Consider the following 16,439-nt stretch of genomic DNA (forward strand, 5'->3'; position numbering starts at 1 on the left):
TCCACTAAGCAAAAACTTAGTGAGCAAACCATTACCTTAGCTGCATTAAAAATAATATTCATGGCCACCCGTTCAACTGTGTTGTTATCACATGAACGACCAAAGCAAAAAATATAAGGCCACAATAATTAACGTTGAGTTAGGAAGTAAATATGAGTTCATTACCTAAAGCAGGTGATTTTTTAGGACATCCTAAAGGGTTATTCCTGCTGTTCGGCACAGAAATGTGGGAACGATTCGGTTATTACGGCATGCGTGCCATTTTAGTATTATATCTTGTTGCGATTGTTCAAGAAGGCGGTTTTGGTTGGAGTAATGCCGACGCACTGAGCCTTTATGGTACGTTCACTATGGCTGTTTATATCACTCCATTATTTGGTGGTTGGTTAGCCGATAACGTACTTGGCCAACGTAAAGCGATTATCATCGGTGGCCTATTAATGGCTGCTGGCCATTTTACTATGGGTATTCCTCATAGCATGTTAGCAGGCCAAGAAGAAAACGTGTTTTATATTGGTTTAGCCTTACTTTGTATGGGTAATGGTTTATTTAAACCAAATATCTCAACTATGGTTGGCGACTTATACAAAGAAGGTGATCAACGTCGTGATGGCGCATTCACTATCTTCTATATGGGTATTAACTTAGGTGGTGCATTAGGTCCATTGGTTGCGGGTTTTGCTGCAGCATCAATGGGTTGGCAATATGGCTTTATCGTCGCTGGTATTGGTATGCTTATCTCTGTAGCAATGCAAGTTGCTTTAAGCAACAAATACTTAGGTGATATTGGTGTTATTCCTGCCGCTAAATTAGCGCAATCACAATCTAACTCAGACGTTAAAGTACCTTTAACCAAAGTTGAAACTGACCGCATTAAAGTTATTTTTACAATGAGTGTATTTAGTATCATTTTCTGGATGGGCTTTGAGCAAGCTGGTGGCTTGATGAACTTATTCGCGAATGATTATACCGACCGTACGTTGTTCAACTTTGAAATTCCAGCCTCATGGTTCCAATCATTAAACTCTATTTTCATCATTGTTTTTGCACCTCTGGTCGCTATTATTTGGTTGAAACTAGATAAGCGCGAGCCAAACTCACCGGTTAAGTTTGCTATCGCATTAGTCTTTTTAGCACTTGGTTTTATCACTATGATTTTAGCACTTATGACCCAAGGTCAAGGTGATACACTACAAATCAGCATGATGTGGTTAGTATTATTCTATTTATTCCACACTTTAGGTGAGCTGTGCTTATCGCCAATTGGCTTATCTATGGTAAGTAAGTTAGCACCACTGCGCTTAGCATCAATGCTTATGGGTATTTGGTTCTTATGTACAGCGGTTGCTAATAAGATTGCTGGCTTTGTAGGTTCATTCTTAGGTGAAGGTGAAGAAGCGCTTGACAATGCACTAGGTATTTTCATTGGTTTAGGTGCAACTGCAGTGCTTTCAGCAGTGATCATGTACTTACTAAGCGACAAGCTTGTTAAGTGGATGCATGGTGCTGAAGGTCAACACGAACCACACACTCACGAACACATTTTAGCTGAAGAGCTTGAAGTAGTTGCTGAAAAACCGTAACTAAGTGTTTATTACTTGCCCACAAGCAGCCGTGCTTGTGGGCAATTTCTAATCTGTATCTCTATATCTTGTTCCTAGATACTGCTACTATGTCCGACGTCGTTCTGAATGTTTGCGTGGGCAATAATGTCTCTTTTAATACAAAAAAAACTATTATTAATTATTTTTCTATTCCCTTTATTAAATGCGTGTGGTGGCGATGAGACTGTCAAAGATACCGCGTTTGATGTGGATGAAGCTAACTTACTAATTTCTGTTAATAATGGCTTGAAGCAAAGTTATGACAATGACTTAGTAACGCTCAACGTTCCCAAAAATGCCGTCAATACTGACTCTCGATTTGTCTTTAGTAAATCAGCCCTTGATGAAACAAACAAGGCACTTGGCATCACATCAAGTATTTATACATTCAGCCCCAATGACTTAACGTTTAACACCCCGAGTACATTATCGATTGTCGCTGAAAACCCAGCCGACAACCAAAGGTTATCTATCGCCCAGCTAATTGATGGCCAATGGCAAACACTAACAAGTACCACATCAAATAACCTAGTTAGCGCGCAAATTACAACGTTTGGCACCTTTGCAATTAAAGCTCAGCCAATCACGCCCATTGCAAAGAACATTGGCCCAAGCTGCCCGAGTAACCAAGCAACTCAAAAAATGCGTTTTATTCATGTCGCTGATTTACATGCGCGGTTTGGTTTTAAAGAACAATACTTCAGCAAAATTAAAGGCTACTACAACCATGCACTAGCCGATCAACCCTATACTTTATTTACCAATGGTGGTGATGACTATGAAAAAGGCACCGTTGCAGAACAAATCTCTAAAGGCATGGCAACGGTTGAGGCAATAAAAGCTATGGCGTTTGATGTGCGTGTTGTTGGTAATCATGACTATGCATGGGGGCCAGCACAATTACTCGACTACGCCAATGATGATAACGCCATCGTGTTAGCCAGTAACACGCGTTATACAGGCGATAGTACGCAAAGTTTTAACGCAGTTGATTTCTCGATTGTACAAGTCGGTTGCCTCAAGGTCGGTTTTTTCGGGATGACATCTGTACCGTGGAATGAACTTGATCAACCCGTAGAGACCGCACCAATCCCCGACTTTATCGCTAACTTTAAAATGAATTGGCAATGGCAAGATATTGCCAAAAATATTGTCGCGCAATATCGCCAAGATGTCGACTACATGGTGATGTTGAGTCATTTAGGTGAAGGTGCAGATACGCAAATTGCACAAAACATTGCTGGTATTGATCTGGTACTTGGCGGCCACACCCATGGCGGGGAGAGTTTTCAGCAACTCGATAATGGTAGTTTAGTGATCCAACCAAACTTTTTTGCTCAAGGTCTAACTGATTTAGAATTAACCTTTGATCTAGCTACAAAAACTGTTGCTGATATCAATTATTCTACGTTAGCAACGACGCAGATCAACACCTTTGATGAAGCACTGCAAACACAAATTGACTTTTTGATGGGTAAATATGCCCCCGATGCCAATACTGAAATCGCTATTTCAGAGAATTACCCGACTCCCATACAGATAATGAATATTACTGCGCTTGCAGCAAAACAGCTACATCAAGTTGATGCGGCCTTATTTGATACAAACCTAGTACAACAACGATGGACGCCAGGTACGCTAACCCAAGAAGATTTTCACAATGCATTTAAAGTTGAAAGACAGCCTTCAAACACTCCCGGCTTCAGTGCAATTTATCAAGTCACAGTCAGCGGTCTTGATTTAAAAACCATGGCAGCGAATCAACCTGATTGGCTACTATTGGCCCCTGAAAGTATCAATGACAGTCAAAACTATACCTTAGCACTACAAAAAGGGCCTGCTTTTAATAGTGAATTATTTTTTAATGGGGTTACGTTTGCTGAGCCACAATTAATTGCAGAAACATGGCAATTACTCGATCAATATGCTCGCCAGCGTACCAGCCAATGTTTGCATATAGACACCGACACTCAGCTCAATGCATGTCAAAATCAAGCGAACATTACTATTTGGAATTTCAACGATCCAAGCGATCCATTCAAAGCTGACTATGGCCCATCAACATTAAGCTATTTTGACCCAGAAGAGAGCGGCTGGGGCGCTGAACAAACCATATATGCCAGCACAAACACACTTAATATTGCCGATTTAAATGACGGTGCTTCGGGTGTAATGGCCTTTACCGATCACTCTGCGACTGAAGGGCTAAGCATTACTTTAAATACCGCGCCTAATGGTGATTTTGAAAATGCAGGACTCGTATCCGATTACACTCTAGTGATGGACATTTATTGGCCACAGGCAGTAAAAGATCGCTATCGCGCACTGGTGCAAACAGATGCTGAAAACTACTTAACAGACAATGCTGATATTTATATTAGCCCTGAAGGGGGTTTAGGTATATCAACTAGCAAAAGTGGCTATTTTGGTCATACCCAATCAGATACTTGGCATCGCATCGCCTTTGTATTTTATACCGCCCCTGATAATGGCGTGTTTGAAGTTTATATTGACGGTGAGTTAGCAGGGGTAAAAAGAGAAGGTGAAATTAATCGTCGCTGGGCATTAGATCAAGCCGTACTGCTGTTAACGGATAGCAGCAATGAAACTGCACCCGGCTATTTAAACGCACTGCTATATGCAGGGCGTGCAATGACGCGCGATGAAATAAAAAGTATGGCTGGCGCGCAGCAAACTCTTAACTTTGTGCCAAGCACACGCTCACTAAATCAGGCTGTTGAGCGTCATTACCAAAATGCTCCGGCTATAAAAGCGAACCTATGGTTAGAGCAGCGCAGCAAGTTTTTTAACAAACGCGGCGCTAGCGTAAACAATTAATTACAATGCGTCCATTTAATTGAGGGAGGAAACTCCCTTAATTTGCTTAATTTACATCCGCAATAAAAACAAATTAACCATTAATATCAATCAACTAAGTAACAGCCTACACCGTTAAAATTTGATTATCGAAGACTAACAGCTAAAGCTCCTCCTCTACCATCATCATTTTCAAATGATCGTCCCATTTAATTTACAAATAGCCGCTTAGCTAAATAGATGCGGGCTCTTCCCCTTTTACTCGTTATGGTTAACTATCTGCGCATCAGACACAACAAGACGCAGTGTTTATTGCGGGAGAATTATAATGAGTGAAGTAACTAACCCTTTAGGTTTGGTAGGTATCGAGTTTACTGAATACGCTACACCTGATGCAGATTATATGGATAAAGTGTTTACCGATTTTGGTTTTTCAAAGCTAAAAACATTTAAAGGTAAAGACATTGTTTATTACAACCAAAACGATATTCACTTTTTACTAAATAATGAACGTGATGGTTTCTCTGCAGAATTTGCAAAAAGCCATGGCCCTGCAATTTGTTCTATGGGCTGGCGTGTTGAGAATGCCCAACAAGCATTTGACACCGCAGTAGCACGTGGTGCAAAACCTGCAACAGATTCAACCCACAAAGACCTTCCATACCCAGCAATCTACGGTATTGGCGATAGCTTAATTTATTTCATTGAGCAATTTGGTGACAAAGGTTCAATCTATGAGCAAGACTTTGAAGACTTAAGCGAACAAAATATCGTTGCTGATAAAGGCTTTATCCGCATCGACCATTTAACTAATAACGTTTATAAAGGCACGATGGAAACATGGGCTAACTTCTATAAAGACGTATTTGGTTTTACTGAAGTTCGTTACTTTGATATCAAAGGCCAAAAAACAGCCTTGATCTCGTATGCACTTAAATCACCGTGCGGCACCTTTTCTATTCCAATCAATGAAGGTAAAGGCAACGATAACAACCAAATCGATGAATACCTTGGTGAATACAATGGCCCAGGCGTACAGCATTTAGCATTCTTAACCGATGACCTAGTAAGCTCACTGGATAAGCTTGATAAGTCAACCATTGCCACGCTTGATATTATCCCAGAATACTACGATACAATTTTTGACCGTGTACCTTGGGTTGCTGAAGATAAAGAAAAAATCCGTGAACATCAGATCTTAGTTGATAGCCAAAGTGAAAATTGCTACCTATTGCAAATTTTCTCGAAAAACTTATTTGGCCCAATCTTTATCGAGATGATCCAACGCGTTGATGACGGCGGTTTTGGTGAAGGTAACTTCCAAGCACTGTTTGAATCAATCGAGCGCGACCAAGAGCGCCGCGGCGTTTTATAAGCACCGTATTGTAAATTTAAAAAGCAGCGTACTTCGCTGCTTTTTGTCGTTTCATCAATATTATAAATGACAATCTGAATTTCACTGTTTAAATCGCGCTATTCATCACCATATCCACTGTAAAGCGCGACTGACTAAACCAAAGGAAATGTAATGAGTTTAATTAACGAAACCCATGATATAAATTTAACTAGCTGGGTAGCCTCAGCGAACGTTGCAAATTGTGACTTCCCGATCCAAAACCTACCATTTGCAGAAGTACGTCGTAAGAATTCTGACGAAGCTTTTCGTGGTGCCGTCGCCATTGGTGACCAGGTTATCGATCTTGCCAAAGTAAACGAACTAGCTATTTTCTCAGGCGATGCACAAACAGCCGTAGCAGCCGCAAGCCAAGCGACATTGAATGAATATATGGGCCTTGGTCAGCAATATTGGTCAGCACTGCGTTTAGCTCTTTCTAAAGCATTACGCGAAGGCGCCGCTGAACAAGCTCAATTAAGCGAAGCACTAATTGCCCAAGCAGACATTGAGTTTGCATTACCGTGTCGGATTGGCGATTACACTGACTTTTATACCTCTATCTATCATGCAACAGCAGTCGGTAGCTTATTCCGTCCTGACAATCCGTTACTGCCTAACTATAAATGGGTACCCATTGGTTACCATGGCCGTTCTTCATCTATTGATGTATCAGGACAAACATTCCATCGCCCGAATGGTCAAACTAAAGCGCCAGACGCAGAAGTACCATCGCTTGGTCCGTGTAAACGTTTAGATTATGAGTTAGAACTAGGTATTTACTTAGGTAAAGGCAATGAACTAGGCGATGCCATTGCTATTGAAAATGCAGAAAACCACGTGTTTGGTTTTTGTGTATTCAATGACTGGTCAGCACGTGATTTACAAGCATGGGAATATCAACCATTAGGGCCATTCCTTGCGAAAAACTTTGCTTCAACGGTATCACCGTGGATTGTCACCACCGAAGCGTTAGCGCCATACAAAACCTCATGGACGCGCGATGAAAATGATCCGCAGCCGTTAGATTACTTAGAATCAAGCCAGAACCGTGAGCTTGGCGCCTTTGATATAAAAATGGACGTGCAAATTGAAACCGCCAAAATGCGTGAACAAGGTGCGGCGCCATCATTAGTCTCTAAATCAAGTTTCAAACATTCATACTGGACAGTGGCACAAATGGTGACTCACCACACAGTAAATGGTTGTAACTTTATGCCGGGTGATATGCTGGGTTCAGGTACGCAATCAGGCCCAACTCACGAAGAAGCCGGTTCACTGTTAGAGCTTTCTCGTGGTGGTAAAGAAAAAATCACCCTTAATAATGGTGAGCAACGCAGCTTTTTAGAAGATGGCGATAACGTTATTATGCGTGGTTGGTGTGAAAAAGCCGGCTTTGCTCGTATCGGTTTCGGCAGCGTTGAAGGAACAGTTCTTCCTGCTAAGTAGCTAAATTGTAAACATTTATTAAATACATTTATTATAAGGAGGCGACCAACGCCTCCTTTTTTAAGATTAATTACAATTTTTTACTGGCTTTTTCAGCTCAGATTGCTATCTTAATTCGGTTAATAGCCAGTATTTATAAGCCATGTCAGCATTTATTAAGTCTTTTTATCACAAATTATTCCCAGCTAGACAGCTGTTGATCCGCCAAAATGGTGAGGTTAAACATGTGATATTAGCACCTTGGTTACAAGTTTCGGCTGTAGTGGTTGTTTTAATTGCTTTAGCTTGGTTGACGGTATCTACTCTACAAATTTATTCGCAAACTAACAAAATCTCCGATATTGAGCAAAACCAACTATCAAAACAACAACAGTGGCAACTGCAAAAACAACAACAACAACAGCAATACGAAAAACAATTAGCGCAGCTTGCCGAATTGGAACAAAAACATGCTTTATTGCAGAGCATGATTGATTCTTTACCTGAGTCGATGAGCAATCCAACAGAAGATGCCGCAACAATCGAAAATGTCGCTCCGAACGAGCAACAAGACGATTTTCATGAGCCACTCGTTGATGAAAAAAACCCACAAAATGCACAAGCCAATTTACTTTCAGTTGAGCAACGCTTTGCTCAACTCGACGCTCACTACTTAAAAAGCTTTTTACAAATTGAGCAACAAATAGAGTTACGTCACCAAGATATTTTAACCATGCTCAAAGGTGCAGGGCTTGATAGCGCCTTAGCGCGTAATCTCGATGGTGACATGACAGAAACCGCACAAGGTGGTCCATTGGATTTATTTGATGAATCTAAGATCCCAGCTGAGTTTTTAGTCATCGCCGATAAACTGCTGGCGTTGAATAAGCTTGAAAATTTACTCAGTGAGTTACCGCAAACTCTGCCAGCAGCGAATTATTATATTTCGAGTAGTTTTGGCCTACGTAAAGACCCTGTAAATAATCGCCATGCTTATCACAAAGGGGTCGATTTAGCGGGTTGGCATAAAACCGAAATCTTTGCCCCTGCTGATGGGATTGTACTACGTGCAGGGCGTAACGGTGGCTATGGTAACTTTATTGAACTGCAACATAAAAATGGTTTTGTAACGCGATTTGGTCACTTAAATAAAATCAACGTAAAAAAAGGCCAAACGGTAACTAAAAATGATGTTATTGGCTTAATGGGCAGCACTGGCAGAAGTACCGGTACTCACCTACACTATGAAGTATTACTTAACGACAAACATGTCAATCCTGTCAAAATAACAAAGGCGCTTTCTCGTGTTCGGTAGAAAAAAATCAACTGTAAGTAACTCTTCTGATTCGCAATTAAAAAGAACCAACCACACGCCATCGATCATTTCTGAAGATGTTCGCTTAACCGGCAGTTTGGTTAGCCAAGGCGAAGTACAACTTGATGGTCGTATTGATGGTGATGTTCGCGTCAACCACTTAGTTATTGGTAACACTGGCTGTGTAGAGGGCTCTGTGGTTGCTGAAAGCGTGATTGTAAAGGGCAAGATCATTGGCTCACTCAATGCCAGCAAAGTGGTTATTGAGCGCTCGGCGCAAGTGCATGGTGATGTTTACCAAGATACACTCAGTATTGATGCTGGCGCCATTATTGAAGGTAACTTAAAACAACGTCATGAAGCAGAAACCGTTGAGTTAATTACTAATAATACCGAATCAAAAGCCGAGCTTAGCTCAGTATTGAGTGAAGGCGATAACGACTTGTCGTTCTTCAATAAACAAGCCGCAGAAAAAGAGTAAACTATTTTTTCTTAGTGATGTACATCGTAATATCGGCAGTGAATACCAGTTCACTGCGGGTATTATAAAGTTTAACCGGCACCAGCAAGTCTTCTTTATCCTGCCATTGTCTTGGCATAGTTATTTTAGCTACAGCGGTCACATCGGTGTCCACTTTCGCTAAATACTGCACCGTCATCCCTTTAGGGATCCAACGATGGGTTTTATACGGCACCGTTGCATCAACCATCACGCCAGCACACAACTCAGCTAAATTACATTGTGCGATGGCATGAATAGTACCAATATGATTATGCACACTACGGCGGTTTTTCACTACAGCACTGCAATACCCCTCTTTTACGTCCAAAATAGTAGGTTTCATCGAGCCAAAATAAGGCGCTTTAAAGCACACTACTTTGCTAAATAGCCAATTACCTAGCGGTAAATTTTTTAATTTTAACCATGTTTTTAAAACCACTGATTTGTCACTCATAACTTTCTTAATTAAAAGGCATATGCATTAAAATTAACACATCAGACCAGATAGCAGAAGTGTATTTATTTATCTCACTGATAATATTCTTGCAGGTCGGTCATATGGCCTTTCTTTTTTATTTCTACAGACTTAAAATACGCGGCAAAAGGAGCCTTCATGCCAACAACCGATCACCGCAGTCAGCTTAGTGTTATTTTAATTCTTGCCTTACTGGTTATATTTTGCCCATTAGCAATTGACATTTACCTACCTGCGTTTCCAACCATTGCGGAACAATTTCAAGTCGGCGAAAAACAGGTGCAACAAACCGTTGCGATTTTTATGCTCACGGTTGGCTTGGGGCAATTAATTGCTGGCCCTCTAGCTGATAAGTTTGGCCGCAAGCCTGTTGCGCTCAGCGGTATCATACTTTATGCCGTTGCTTCGCTTGGTGCTTATTACGCGCCACATTTTAACGCTATGTTGCTAGCACGTGCAGTGCAAGGTCTGGGCGCATGTGCAACATTTGTGGTTGCTTTTGCCATCGTACGGGATCGTTTTGGTAGTGAGCGCAGCGCACAAATGATCACCTACTTAAACGGTATTGTTTGTTTCATTCCTGCCTTAGCGCCCATTTTAGGTGCATGGCTTACATTGCAGTTTGGTTGGCGAATGAATTTTCTGTTTTTAGCTGGCTTTGCGTTATTGGGCTTATTGGTTACTTTATTGATGTTCAAAGAAACACGCCCTGCCGACAGCGTATATCATGGCCACATTCTCGATTTAAGGCGCTTTATTCCCATCATTAGCACCCCACTATTTCTTTTTAATAGCTTAATTTGCATGGTGGCTATGTCGGCAATATTAGTGTTTGTAACACTCGCTCCTGGTTGGCTTATCACTAAACTCGGCGGCTCTGTCGGTAGTTTCACCTTTTGGTTTACTCTCAATGCCGTACTGAGCATTGTCGCAAGTTTTATCACGCCGCTTTATATTAAGCGTCAACCAAAGCGTGCCCTTAAGGTAGGATTATTACTGCTTGTATTATCTGGTGTGCTGATGCTTAGCCTTAGCCAATATAAAACGCCACTGGCTTTAATGGCGCCCATGTTTATTGCTGCCTTTGGTTTTGCATTAACCTTAGGCTCAGCCGCAGGCAGAGCATTGAGCTTATTTCCACGACAAGCAGGAACAGCGTCAGCACTCATTGGCGTTATGCAAATGAGTGGTGCTAGCTTACTGGTTTTTACTACCCAATTTCTCAATTTAACCACGCCTTTGTTAATTGGCCTGCATTTTCTTTTGCTAGTCCCTTTTACCTACTTTGCATTTATCAATCATCGTATATCATAAAAAAGGACAGTAACACTTTCTCACTACTTTCTAGGTAGTGAGAATCATTATATTTTATTTACCCACTTAGACATCCACTTATACCCATTAGTTATAAAAAAGTGATAATAAGATTATTTTATTCCTTTTTTATGAACAATCTTCCCTTGCACTGCAGTGAATATTAATTTAATGTAAAATTTCGTTAACTAAAAGTTAACCAAATAACATTCTAGGGATACATAATATGAACACGAATAAACTCGCATTGGCACTCATCATCAGTGGTTTGTGTACAACTGGCAGCGTTGCAGCAGCGAACGATCGCTATATCATCCAAGTTGATAACAATAAAAAAGGCGTCGTGAAAGCACTCGCTAAAAAACTCGGTGGTGATATCAAAGTTGATGGTAATGGCTTCATTGCCGCACAATTTACTGGCCATGATTTAGCAAGCATTAAAGGCCTGTTAAACAACCCACATATCAAGCTAATTGAAGAAGATCAAAAACGTGTGCCGATGTCTACTTACAATGATGACCCCGGCAATGCAATGGTGCAACAACTTACACCGTACGCTGTATATCAATCGCAAGCAGATCAACTGACCTTTGATGCCAACGCAGGTATGAAAGTTTGCGTGATTGACTCAGGCTTAGACAGTTCAAATCCCGATTTTATTTGGGGTAATATTACTGGCGACAACAACAGCGGCACTGGTAATTGGTTCGATAATGGCGGTCCTCACGGGACTCATGTCGCAGGCACAATTGGTGCGGCAGATAACAATGTCGGTGTTGTCGGTATGGCACCCGGTGTCGCCATGCATATTATCAAGGTATTTAATGCTGAAGGCTGGGGTTATTCATCTGATTTAGCACACGCGGCAAACCTATGTTCCCAAGCGGGTGCTAACATTATTAGTATGAGCTTAGGCGGTGGTGGCTCCAACAGTACCGAGTCAAATGCATTTGCAAACTTTACTCAAGCTGGTGGTTTAGTCGTTGCAGCTGCTGGTAATGATGGTAATAATGTGCGTTCTTACCCTGCGGGCTACCCTTCTGTGATGATGGTTGGTGCTAATGATGCTGACAACCAAATCGCTGATTTTTCACAATTTCCAAGCTGTACAAGCGGACGCGGTAAACGAGCAACAACTGACGAAACGATTTGTGTTGAAGTAACAGCCGGCGGCGTAGATACGTTATCAACCTACCCAGCAGGTATGGCTACAGCCGCTGATTTATCAGCAGACAACACAGCATTTGCATCCTCTGCAATGGAAAATTCAGGCCAAGTAACCGCCAGTGCATATTATATGGGCACAGCAGAAAGCATCGATACTGGCGCAGCCGGAAAAGTATGCATGATTGACCGGGGTAACATCTCATTTTATGACAAAGTAGCCAACTGTGAGAATTCAGGTGGCATAGGCGCGGTTATTATTAATAACGAAGCGGGTATGTTATACGCTACACTCGGTGAAACGAACGATACTACGATTCCCGCTGTAGGCGCTGCATTTGAGGATCGCAGTGCGTTACTTGCCAGCACTAACATCAGTATCAATATTGGTACCAGCGATTATGGTTATATGAGTGGTACATCTATGGCTACACCTGCGGTATCGGGAATTGCAGCATTAGTATGGTCGCTACACCCTGAGTGTACAGGGACGGAGATCCGCGATGCCCTCAAAGCAACCGCGCAAGATCAAGGTGCATCAGGCCACGACGTTTACTTTGGTCACGGTATCGTTAAAGCAGTTGATGCTGAAGCGTACCTCAGCGCCAATGGTTGTGCAGGCGATAATGGTGGCGGTACACCAACGCCTGGTAATGATGATATCAGCCTTGCTGCCACTGGTTACAAATCAAAAGGCGCAAGCTTTGCTGATTTAAACTGGAGCGGCGCTGCGACCAGTCAAGTTGATATCTATCGTAACGGTAGCAAAGTCTCAACGGTTGCAAACACTAATAGCTATACCGATGCTATTTCTACAAAAGGTGGCGGCTCTTATACTTATCAAGTATGTGAAGCACAAAGCACAACCGTATGCTCAAACAACAGCACCGTTAATTTCTAATTGTTTAATCCAACCTAGCTAAGCGGGCAAATGCCCGCTTTTTCTTTGCCTGTAAGCTTGTTAAGATCAGCCATCTATTGCTAATAAATTGCGCTGATGATCAATCCAGAATTTTTACTGTCGTTTTTAGCGGCCAGCTTTTTAATCGCGGTGGCACCGGGGCCATCAAACGCTTTTTTAATGGCGCAAACCTTTGCTAATGGCCGCACTGCTGGCTTACAAAGTGCGTTTGGCTTTGCCCTTGGTGGTGTAGTGCATACTTTTTTTGCTGTGGTTGGCTTAACTGCAATTTTAAAAGCATCTGCGGTTGCTTACGCGACAGTGCAATATGCAGGTGCCGCTTATTTATGTTACTTAGGCATACTGATGCTAAAAAGTACCTTTGTAACAATAAATGACGACTGTGATGACAAGCCCCATGTCAGCACCAGTAAAAAGCAAAATGTGATGTTTCAAGCAATGATGACGGAAGTGCTCAACCCTAAAGTCGCACTGTTTTTTATTGCCTTTATTCCACAGTTTGTGGATCCGAGTTTATCCAGCTCTACCACATTCCAGCTGGCTTTTTTTGGCTTGCTCTACCCTATTTTCGCATTCCCTATTGATTGCACTTATATTTATTTTGGCGATAAAATTGCCAGTTATTTCAGGGACAACCCAAATACGCAATTGTGGATAGACCGAATTACAGGTATTGTGTTTATAGCACTTGCTATCAACCTTTTAGTGTAAAAAATAATAAGAGTCAGCATGGAACAAAAACAGCAAACATTACCCGCTAAAAAAAACATCGCGCTAGTCGCTCACGACGGAAAAAAAGCCGCATTACAGGCGTGGTGTAATAAACATCGTGATGATTTGAGTCAGCATACCTTGTATGGCACAGGCACCACAGGCCACCTAATAGAAAAAAATACCGGGTTAGATGTAATCAAACTACTTAGCGGCCCAATGGGTGGCGATCAGCAATTAGGCGCTAAAATAGCCGAACACGAAATCCATATGTTGATTTTCTTTTGGGATCCGCTCGCCTCTCAGCCTCATGATCCTGATGTTAAAGCGTTATTGCGTTTAGCAGCAGTGTGGAATATTCCGGTGGCGTGTAATGAAGTGAGTGCTGATATGTTGTTAAGTTCATCATTAATGCATGTAGAGCTCGAGCGCAGCTTGCCAGATTACGAAAAGTATCTCGCAACCCGACAAGTTACGCTATAAACGCAGCCACAGGTTAACGATAAAGCATGCTTGCCCATTTAGTGAGTCCAGCGGTGACACTACCAAAGTGATCACCGTTCACCATTTTAATATCACCTAAGTGCTCGATTAATGCCGCTTTGATCAGCGGTGATTGCGCGCTGCCACCTGTAAGGTAAATCACATCAGGAACTGTTCCTGCATCTTTGATCGCTTGTTTTGCTAAACTCACTATTTGCATAATCGAATCATCAACCGCCACAGCTAAATCAGCTCGTGATAGCACTTTATGTAATTGCGGCGCTAAAAACCCTAATTCACACTCATACTCAGTCGCTGATGAAAGCGCAATTTTTGCCGCCTCCCCTTGCTGTACCAGCTGATGGCCTTGCTTATTTTGCTGCAAATCGATCAGTCGTTGAAATAGCTCAGGTGCTTGTACTTCACGTAACTGTGTAAGTAGTTCTCGGTGATGGTTTTGACTATAGAACTGGCTTTGTAAGTTCACATCGTTAATTTTACAGGCTTGCCAAAATGCTTGATTAGGCAGTGGTAAACCTGATTTAAACTGACTGCCTAATCCTAGCAATGGCATAAGCGCATGGTAGCTCAAAGCAATATCAAGATCATTACCGCCAACACGTTTACCTGTGTGGGCTAAAAAGTCACGATCACGGTCACTACTATCACGAAAGCTAGGCCCCATTTGCACAAACGAGCAGTCACTGGTGCCGCCACCAATATCGATGACTAATACTTTTTGATCGTGTTGTAAGTCACTTTCATAATCAATTCCCGCTGCGAGCGGCTCATACAAGAACGCGACCTCTTTAAAGCCTGCGCGTTTTGCTGCACGCTCTAAAATTCCTAATGCTTGTTGGTTTGATTGCTCTCCACCCACGGCTTGAAAATTTACTGGACGGCCAATAACCGTTTGTGTTAACTCTTTTTGTAGTGATGTTTCAGCACGCTGTTTGATTTTTAAAATCATCGCGGTGGCAATATCTTCAAAGAAGTTGATTTGTCCTTGCTTTAAGCCTATTGCCCCAAAAAATGATTTCGGGGATTTAACAAAGTAGCCTTCTTCAGGAAACTGCACATATTCATTAATGGCTTCGCGGCCAATAAAAAGGCTTTCATCACCTGGAGCTAGATCTAAATCAGACTTGATCCTTACCATAGTATTAAGCAGGGCTTGGCGCTGAGTTTTAAAATCACTTTCATATGCGCTGCCAGTTAAATGCTGGGCAACAAAATCAACGACTAATGCACTATGATGGGTGTACAAAGTAGATGGTAAGTAGTGCTTTCCTTGTTCTAACGGTACTAGCTCGACAGCGTTTTGTGCATTCATTACACCCATTGCACAATTAGAACTACCATAATCAAAACCAACAAACATCCCGCCACCACTACTTATCAAAAGGCCGCGCAATTTAGCATACTTATAGGCTTTTTTAAACGTTATTCAGCTTTACGCTCGCGGATAAAACTGGCAAAGCGTGGCAGGCCATTTTTGGTAAAGCCATGATAGCGATACGTGATCGTTGCACCAATTGGCGGTGGGGTTTGTCGTTGCTGATCGGTAAATCCAGTACCAATATTAAATTGTAAACCCTGTGCGGTTTCTACGCGCAGCGCCCCTAACATCGTTTGGTACTTGCCTTTGCCGGGTAAATGTTCAATCACCACCGCTTCATTATCCAAATAGGGCTTTAGCTTTAACAGCGCGTCACTGCGACCACTTTTATGTGTGGCCGTGGCTAAGTGCAACATCACGCCTTCACCACCTTGTTCAATTACCTGCTCAAAAAAGGCTGATAGCGCTTGCTCTGTATTAAAGTGATGTTGCTGTACAGCCTGAATATGCGGACGATTTAAGCGATTCACTAAATTAAGGTAGTTTTGATAACGTACTTGAAAAGGCGTTGTTTGATCTGGCATATCAAAAACCTGATAGGTTACTGTTTGCCAGTCACTGTCGCGTGGTTTTAGCGTGCGTACAATACCGCTTAGTGCTGCAAAATCACCGCGTTTAGTCCATAGTTCTCCGTCTAATCGCAGATTAGGTAAATCAGCCACAAACCACGCTGGGGCATGTATCAGGTTATCATTTCGAGTTATAAACTCAGTGCCAGTCCAAATAGCCCGTACCCCATCAAATTTTTCACTCACTAAATAATTTTCGATGGCGGGTGCTTGGTCTTGCTGATAAACCTTGGCAAGCTGGGCATTTGCAGTAGATTGTGGTTCAGTTGCCCAACAACTAAAACTAGTGAGCAACAACCACATTATGGTTAGTCCTTTTAGCATATCAGTCCCTTGTTTATAG

13 protein-coding genes are annotated in these 16,439 nt (G+C 42.1%); 10 read left to right on the forward strand and 3 right to left on the reverse strand.

All coding sequences use genetic code 11. The features are described 5' to 3' along the window. Nucleotides 1–152: 152 nt before the first annotated feature. The 6 genes from ENH88_RS22300 to ENH88_RS22325 all read left to right on the forward strand — a co-directional run bounded on the left by ENH88_RS22300 (nt 153) and on the right by ENH88_RS22325 (nt 9,038). Entirely contained in the window at nt 153–1,583 is a 1,431-nt protein-coding gene (locus ENH88_RS22300) for a peptide MFS transporter (protein ID WP_304185725.1), read from the forward strand. 126 nt (nt 1,584–1,709) lie between these two features. Further along, the gene (locus ENH88_RS22305; protein ID WP_304185727.1) at nt 1,710–4,442 is read left to right on the forward strand and encodes a metallophosphoesterase; all 2,733 of its coding nucleotides are present in this window, start codon (nt 1,710–1,712) and stop codon (nt 4,440–4,442) included. A gap of 307 nt (nt 4,443–4,749) precedes the next feature. Next, the gene (hppD, locus tag ENH88_RS22310) at nt 4,750–5,796 is read left to right on the forward strand and encodes a 4-hydroxyphenylpyruvate dioxygenase (protein WP_304185729.1); all 1,047 of its coding nucleotides are present in this window, start codon (nt 4,750–4,752) and stop codon (nt 5,794–5,796) included. A 153-nt stretch (nt 5,797–5,949) separates the two neighbouring features. Further along, nucleotides 5,950–7,263 (forward strand): fumarylacetoacetase, encoded by a 1,314-nt coding sequence (fahA, locus tag ENH88_RS22315; RefSeq protein ID WP_304185731.1) that lies wholly within the window; start codon nt 5,950–5,952, stop codon nt 7,261–7,263. A gap of 142 nt (nt 7,264–7,405) precedes the next feature. Further along, entirely contained in the window at nt 7,406–8,557 is a 1,152-nt protein-coding gene (locus tag ENH88_RS22320; protein WP_304185733.1) for a M23 family metallopeptidase, read from the forward strand. Beyond that, complete coding sequence (locus ENH88_RS22325) at nt 8,547–9,038, forward strand: bactofilin family protein (protein ID WP_304185735.1); 492 nt, start codon at nt 8,547–8,549, stop codon at nt 9,036–9,038. Before ENH88_RS22320 ends, ENH88_RS22325 begins: the two co-directional genes overlap by 11 nt. Before the next feature lies 1 nt (nt 9,039). Here the strand turns inward: ENH88_RS22325 and ENH88_RS22330 are convergent, their stop codons facing one another. Then, on the reverse strand, nt 9,040–9,513 hold the full coding sequence (locus ENH88_RS22330) for a hotdog fold domain-containing protein (protein WP_304185737.1): 474 nt from the start codon (nt 9,511–9,513) through the stop codon (nt 9,040–9,042). Nucleotides 9,514–9,672: 159 nt separating this feature from the next. Here ENH88_RS22330 and ENH88_RS22335 point away from each other — a divergent pair, with 159 nt between their 5' ends. The 4 genes from ENH88_RS22335 (at nt 9,673) to ENH88_RS22350 (ending at nt 14,128) form a co-directional block, all read left to right on the forward strand. Beyond that, nucleotides 9,673–10,848 carry a multidrug effflux MFS transporter gene (locus tag ENH88_RS22335; protein WP_304185738.1) on the forward strand — a complete coding sequence of 392 codons (1,176 nt, stop codon included), beginning with the start codon at nt 9,673–9,675 and terminating at the stop codon, nt 10,846–10,848. Nucleotides 10,849–11,074: 226 nt separating this feature from the next. Next, on the forward strand, nt 11,075–12,913 hold the full coding sequence (locus ENH88_RS22340) for a S8 family serine peptidase (protein WP_304185740.1): 1,839 nt from the start codon (nt 11,075–11,077) through the stop codon (nt 12,911–12,913). A gap of 96 nt (nt 12,914–13,009) precedes the next feature. After that, complete coding sequence (locus ENH88_RS22345; RefSeq protein ID WP_304185741.1) at nt 13,010–13,645, forward strand: LysE family translocator; 636 nt, start codon at nt 13,010–13,012, stop codon at nt 13,643–13,645. An 18-nt stretch (nt 13,646–13,663) separates the two neighbouring features. Next, a complete protein-coding gene (locus ENH88_RS22350; protein ID WP_192540462.1) occupies nt 13,664–14,128 on the forward strand; it encodes a methylglyoxal synthase in 465 nt (154 codons plus the stop codon). Between the two features lie 13 nt (nt 14,129–14,141). Here the strand turns inward: ENH88_RS22350 and yegD are convergent, their stop codons facing one another. Together yegD and ENH88_RS22360 are read right to left on the reverse strand one after the other, a co-directional pair. Then, entirely contained in the window at nt 14,142–15,509 is a 1,368-nt protein-coding gene (gene yegD, locus ENH88_RS22355) for a molecular chaperone (protein WP_304185742.1), read from the reverse strand. 62 nt (nt 15,510–15,571) lie between these two features. Further along, a complete protein-coding gene (locus ENH88_RS22360) occupies nt 15,572–16,420 on the reverse strand; it encodes a DNA ligase (protein WP_304185743.1) in 849 nt (282 codons plus the stop codon). Nucleotides 16,421–16,439: the final 19 nt, after the last annotated feature.

The sequence above is a fragment of the Pseudoalteromonas prydzensis genome, from assembly GCF_011050055.1.
GTDB lineage: Bacteria > Pseudomonadota > Gammaproteobacteria > Enterobacterales > Alteromonadaceae > Pseudoalteromonas > Pseudoalteromonas prydzensis_A.

What these genes read in the sequence shown, in the direction of transcription:
- yegD (WP_304185742.1), bottom strand. Translation starts at nt 15,509, where the DNA reads ATGTTTGTTGGTTTTGATTATGGTAGTTCTAATTGTGCAATGGGTGTA.
- ENH88_RS22335 (WP_304185738.1), top strand. Translation starts at nt 9,673, where the DNA reads ATGCCAACAACCGATCACCGCAGTCAGCTTAGTGTTATTTTAATTCTT.
- ENH88_RS22360 (WP_304185743.1), bottom strand. Translation starts at nt 16,420, where the DNA reads ATGCTAAAAGGACTAACCATAATGTGGTTGTTGCTCACTAGTTTTAGT.
- ENH88_RS22350 (WP_192540462.1), top strand. Translation starts at nt 13,664, where the DNA reads ATGGAACAAAAACAGCAAACATTACCCGCTAAAAAAAACATCGCGCTA.
- fahA (WP_304185731.1), top strand. Translation starts at nt 5,950, where the DNA reads ATGAGTTTAATTAACGAAACCCATGATATAAATTTAACTAGCTGGGTA.
- ENH88_RS22340 (WP_304185740.1), top strand. Translation starts at nt 11,075, where the DNA reads ATGAACACGAATAAACTCGCATTGGCACTCATCATCAGTGGTTTGTGT.
- ENH88_RS22330 (WP_304185737.1), bottom strand. Translation starts at nt 9,513, where the DNA reads ATGAGTGACAAATCAGTGGTTTTAAAAACATGGTTAAAATTAAAAAAT.
- ENH88_RS22300 (WP_304185725.1), top strand. Translation starts at nt 153, where the DNA reads ATGAGTTCATTACCTAAAGCAGGTGATTTTTTAGGACATCCTAAAGGG.
- ENH88_RS22305 (WP_304185727.1), top strand. Translation starts at nt 1,710, where the DNA reads ATGTCTCTTTTAATACAAAAAAAACTATTATTAATTATTTTTCTATTC.
- ENH88_RS22345 (WP_304185741.1), top strand. Translation starts at nt 13,010, where the DNA reads ATGATCAATCCAGAATTTTTACTGTCGTTTTTAGCGGCCAGCTTTTTA.
- ENH88_RS22320 (WP_304185733.1), top strand. Translation starts at nt 7,406, where the DNA reads ATGTCAGCATTTATTAAGTCTTTTTATCACAAATTATTCCCAGCTAGA.
- hppD (WP_304185729.1), top strand. Translation starts at nt 4,750, where the DNA reads ATGAGTGAAGTAACTAACCCTTTAGGTTTGGTAGGTATCGAGTTTACT.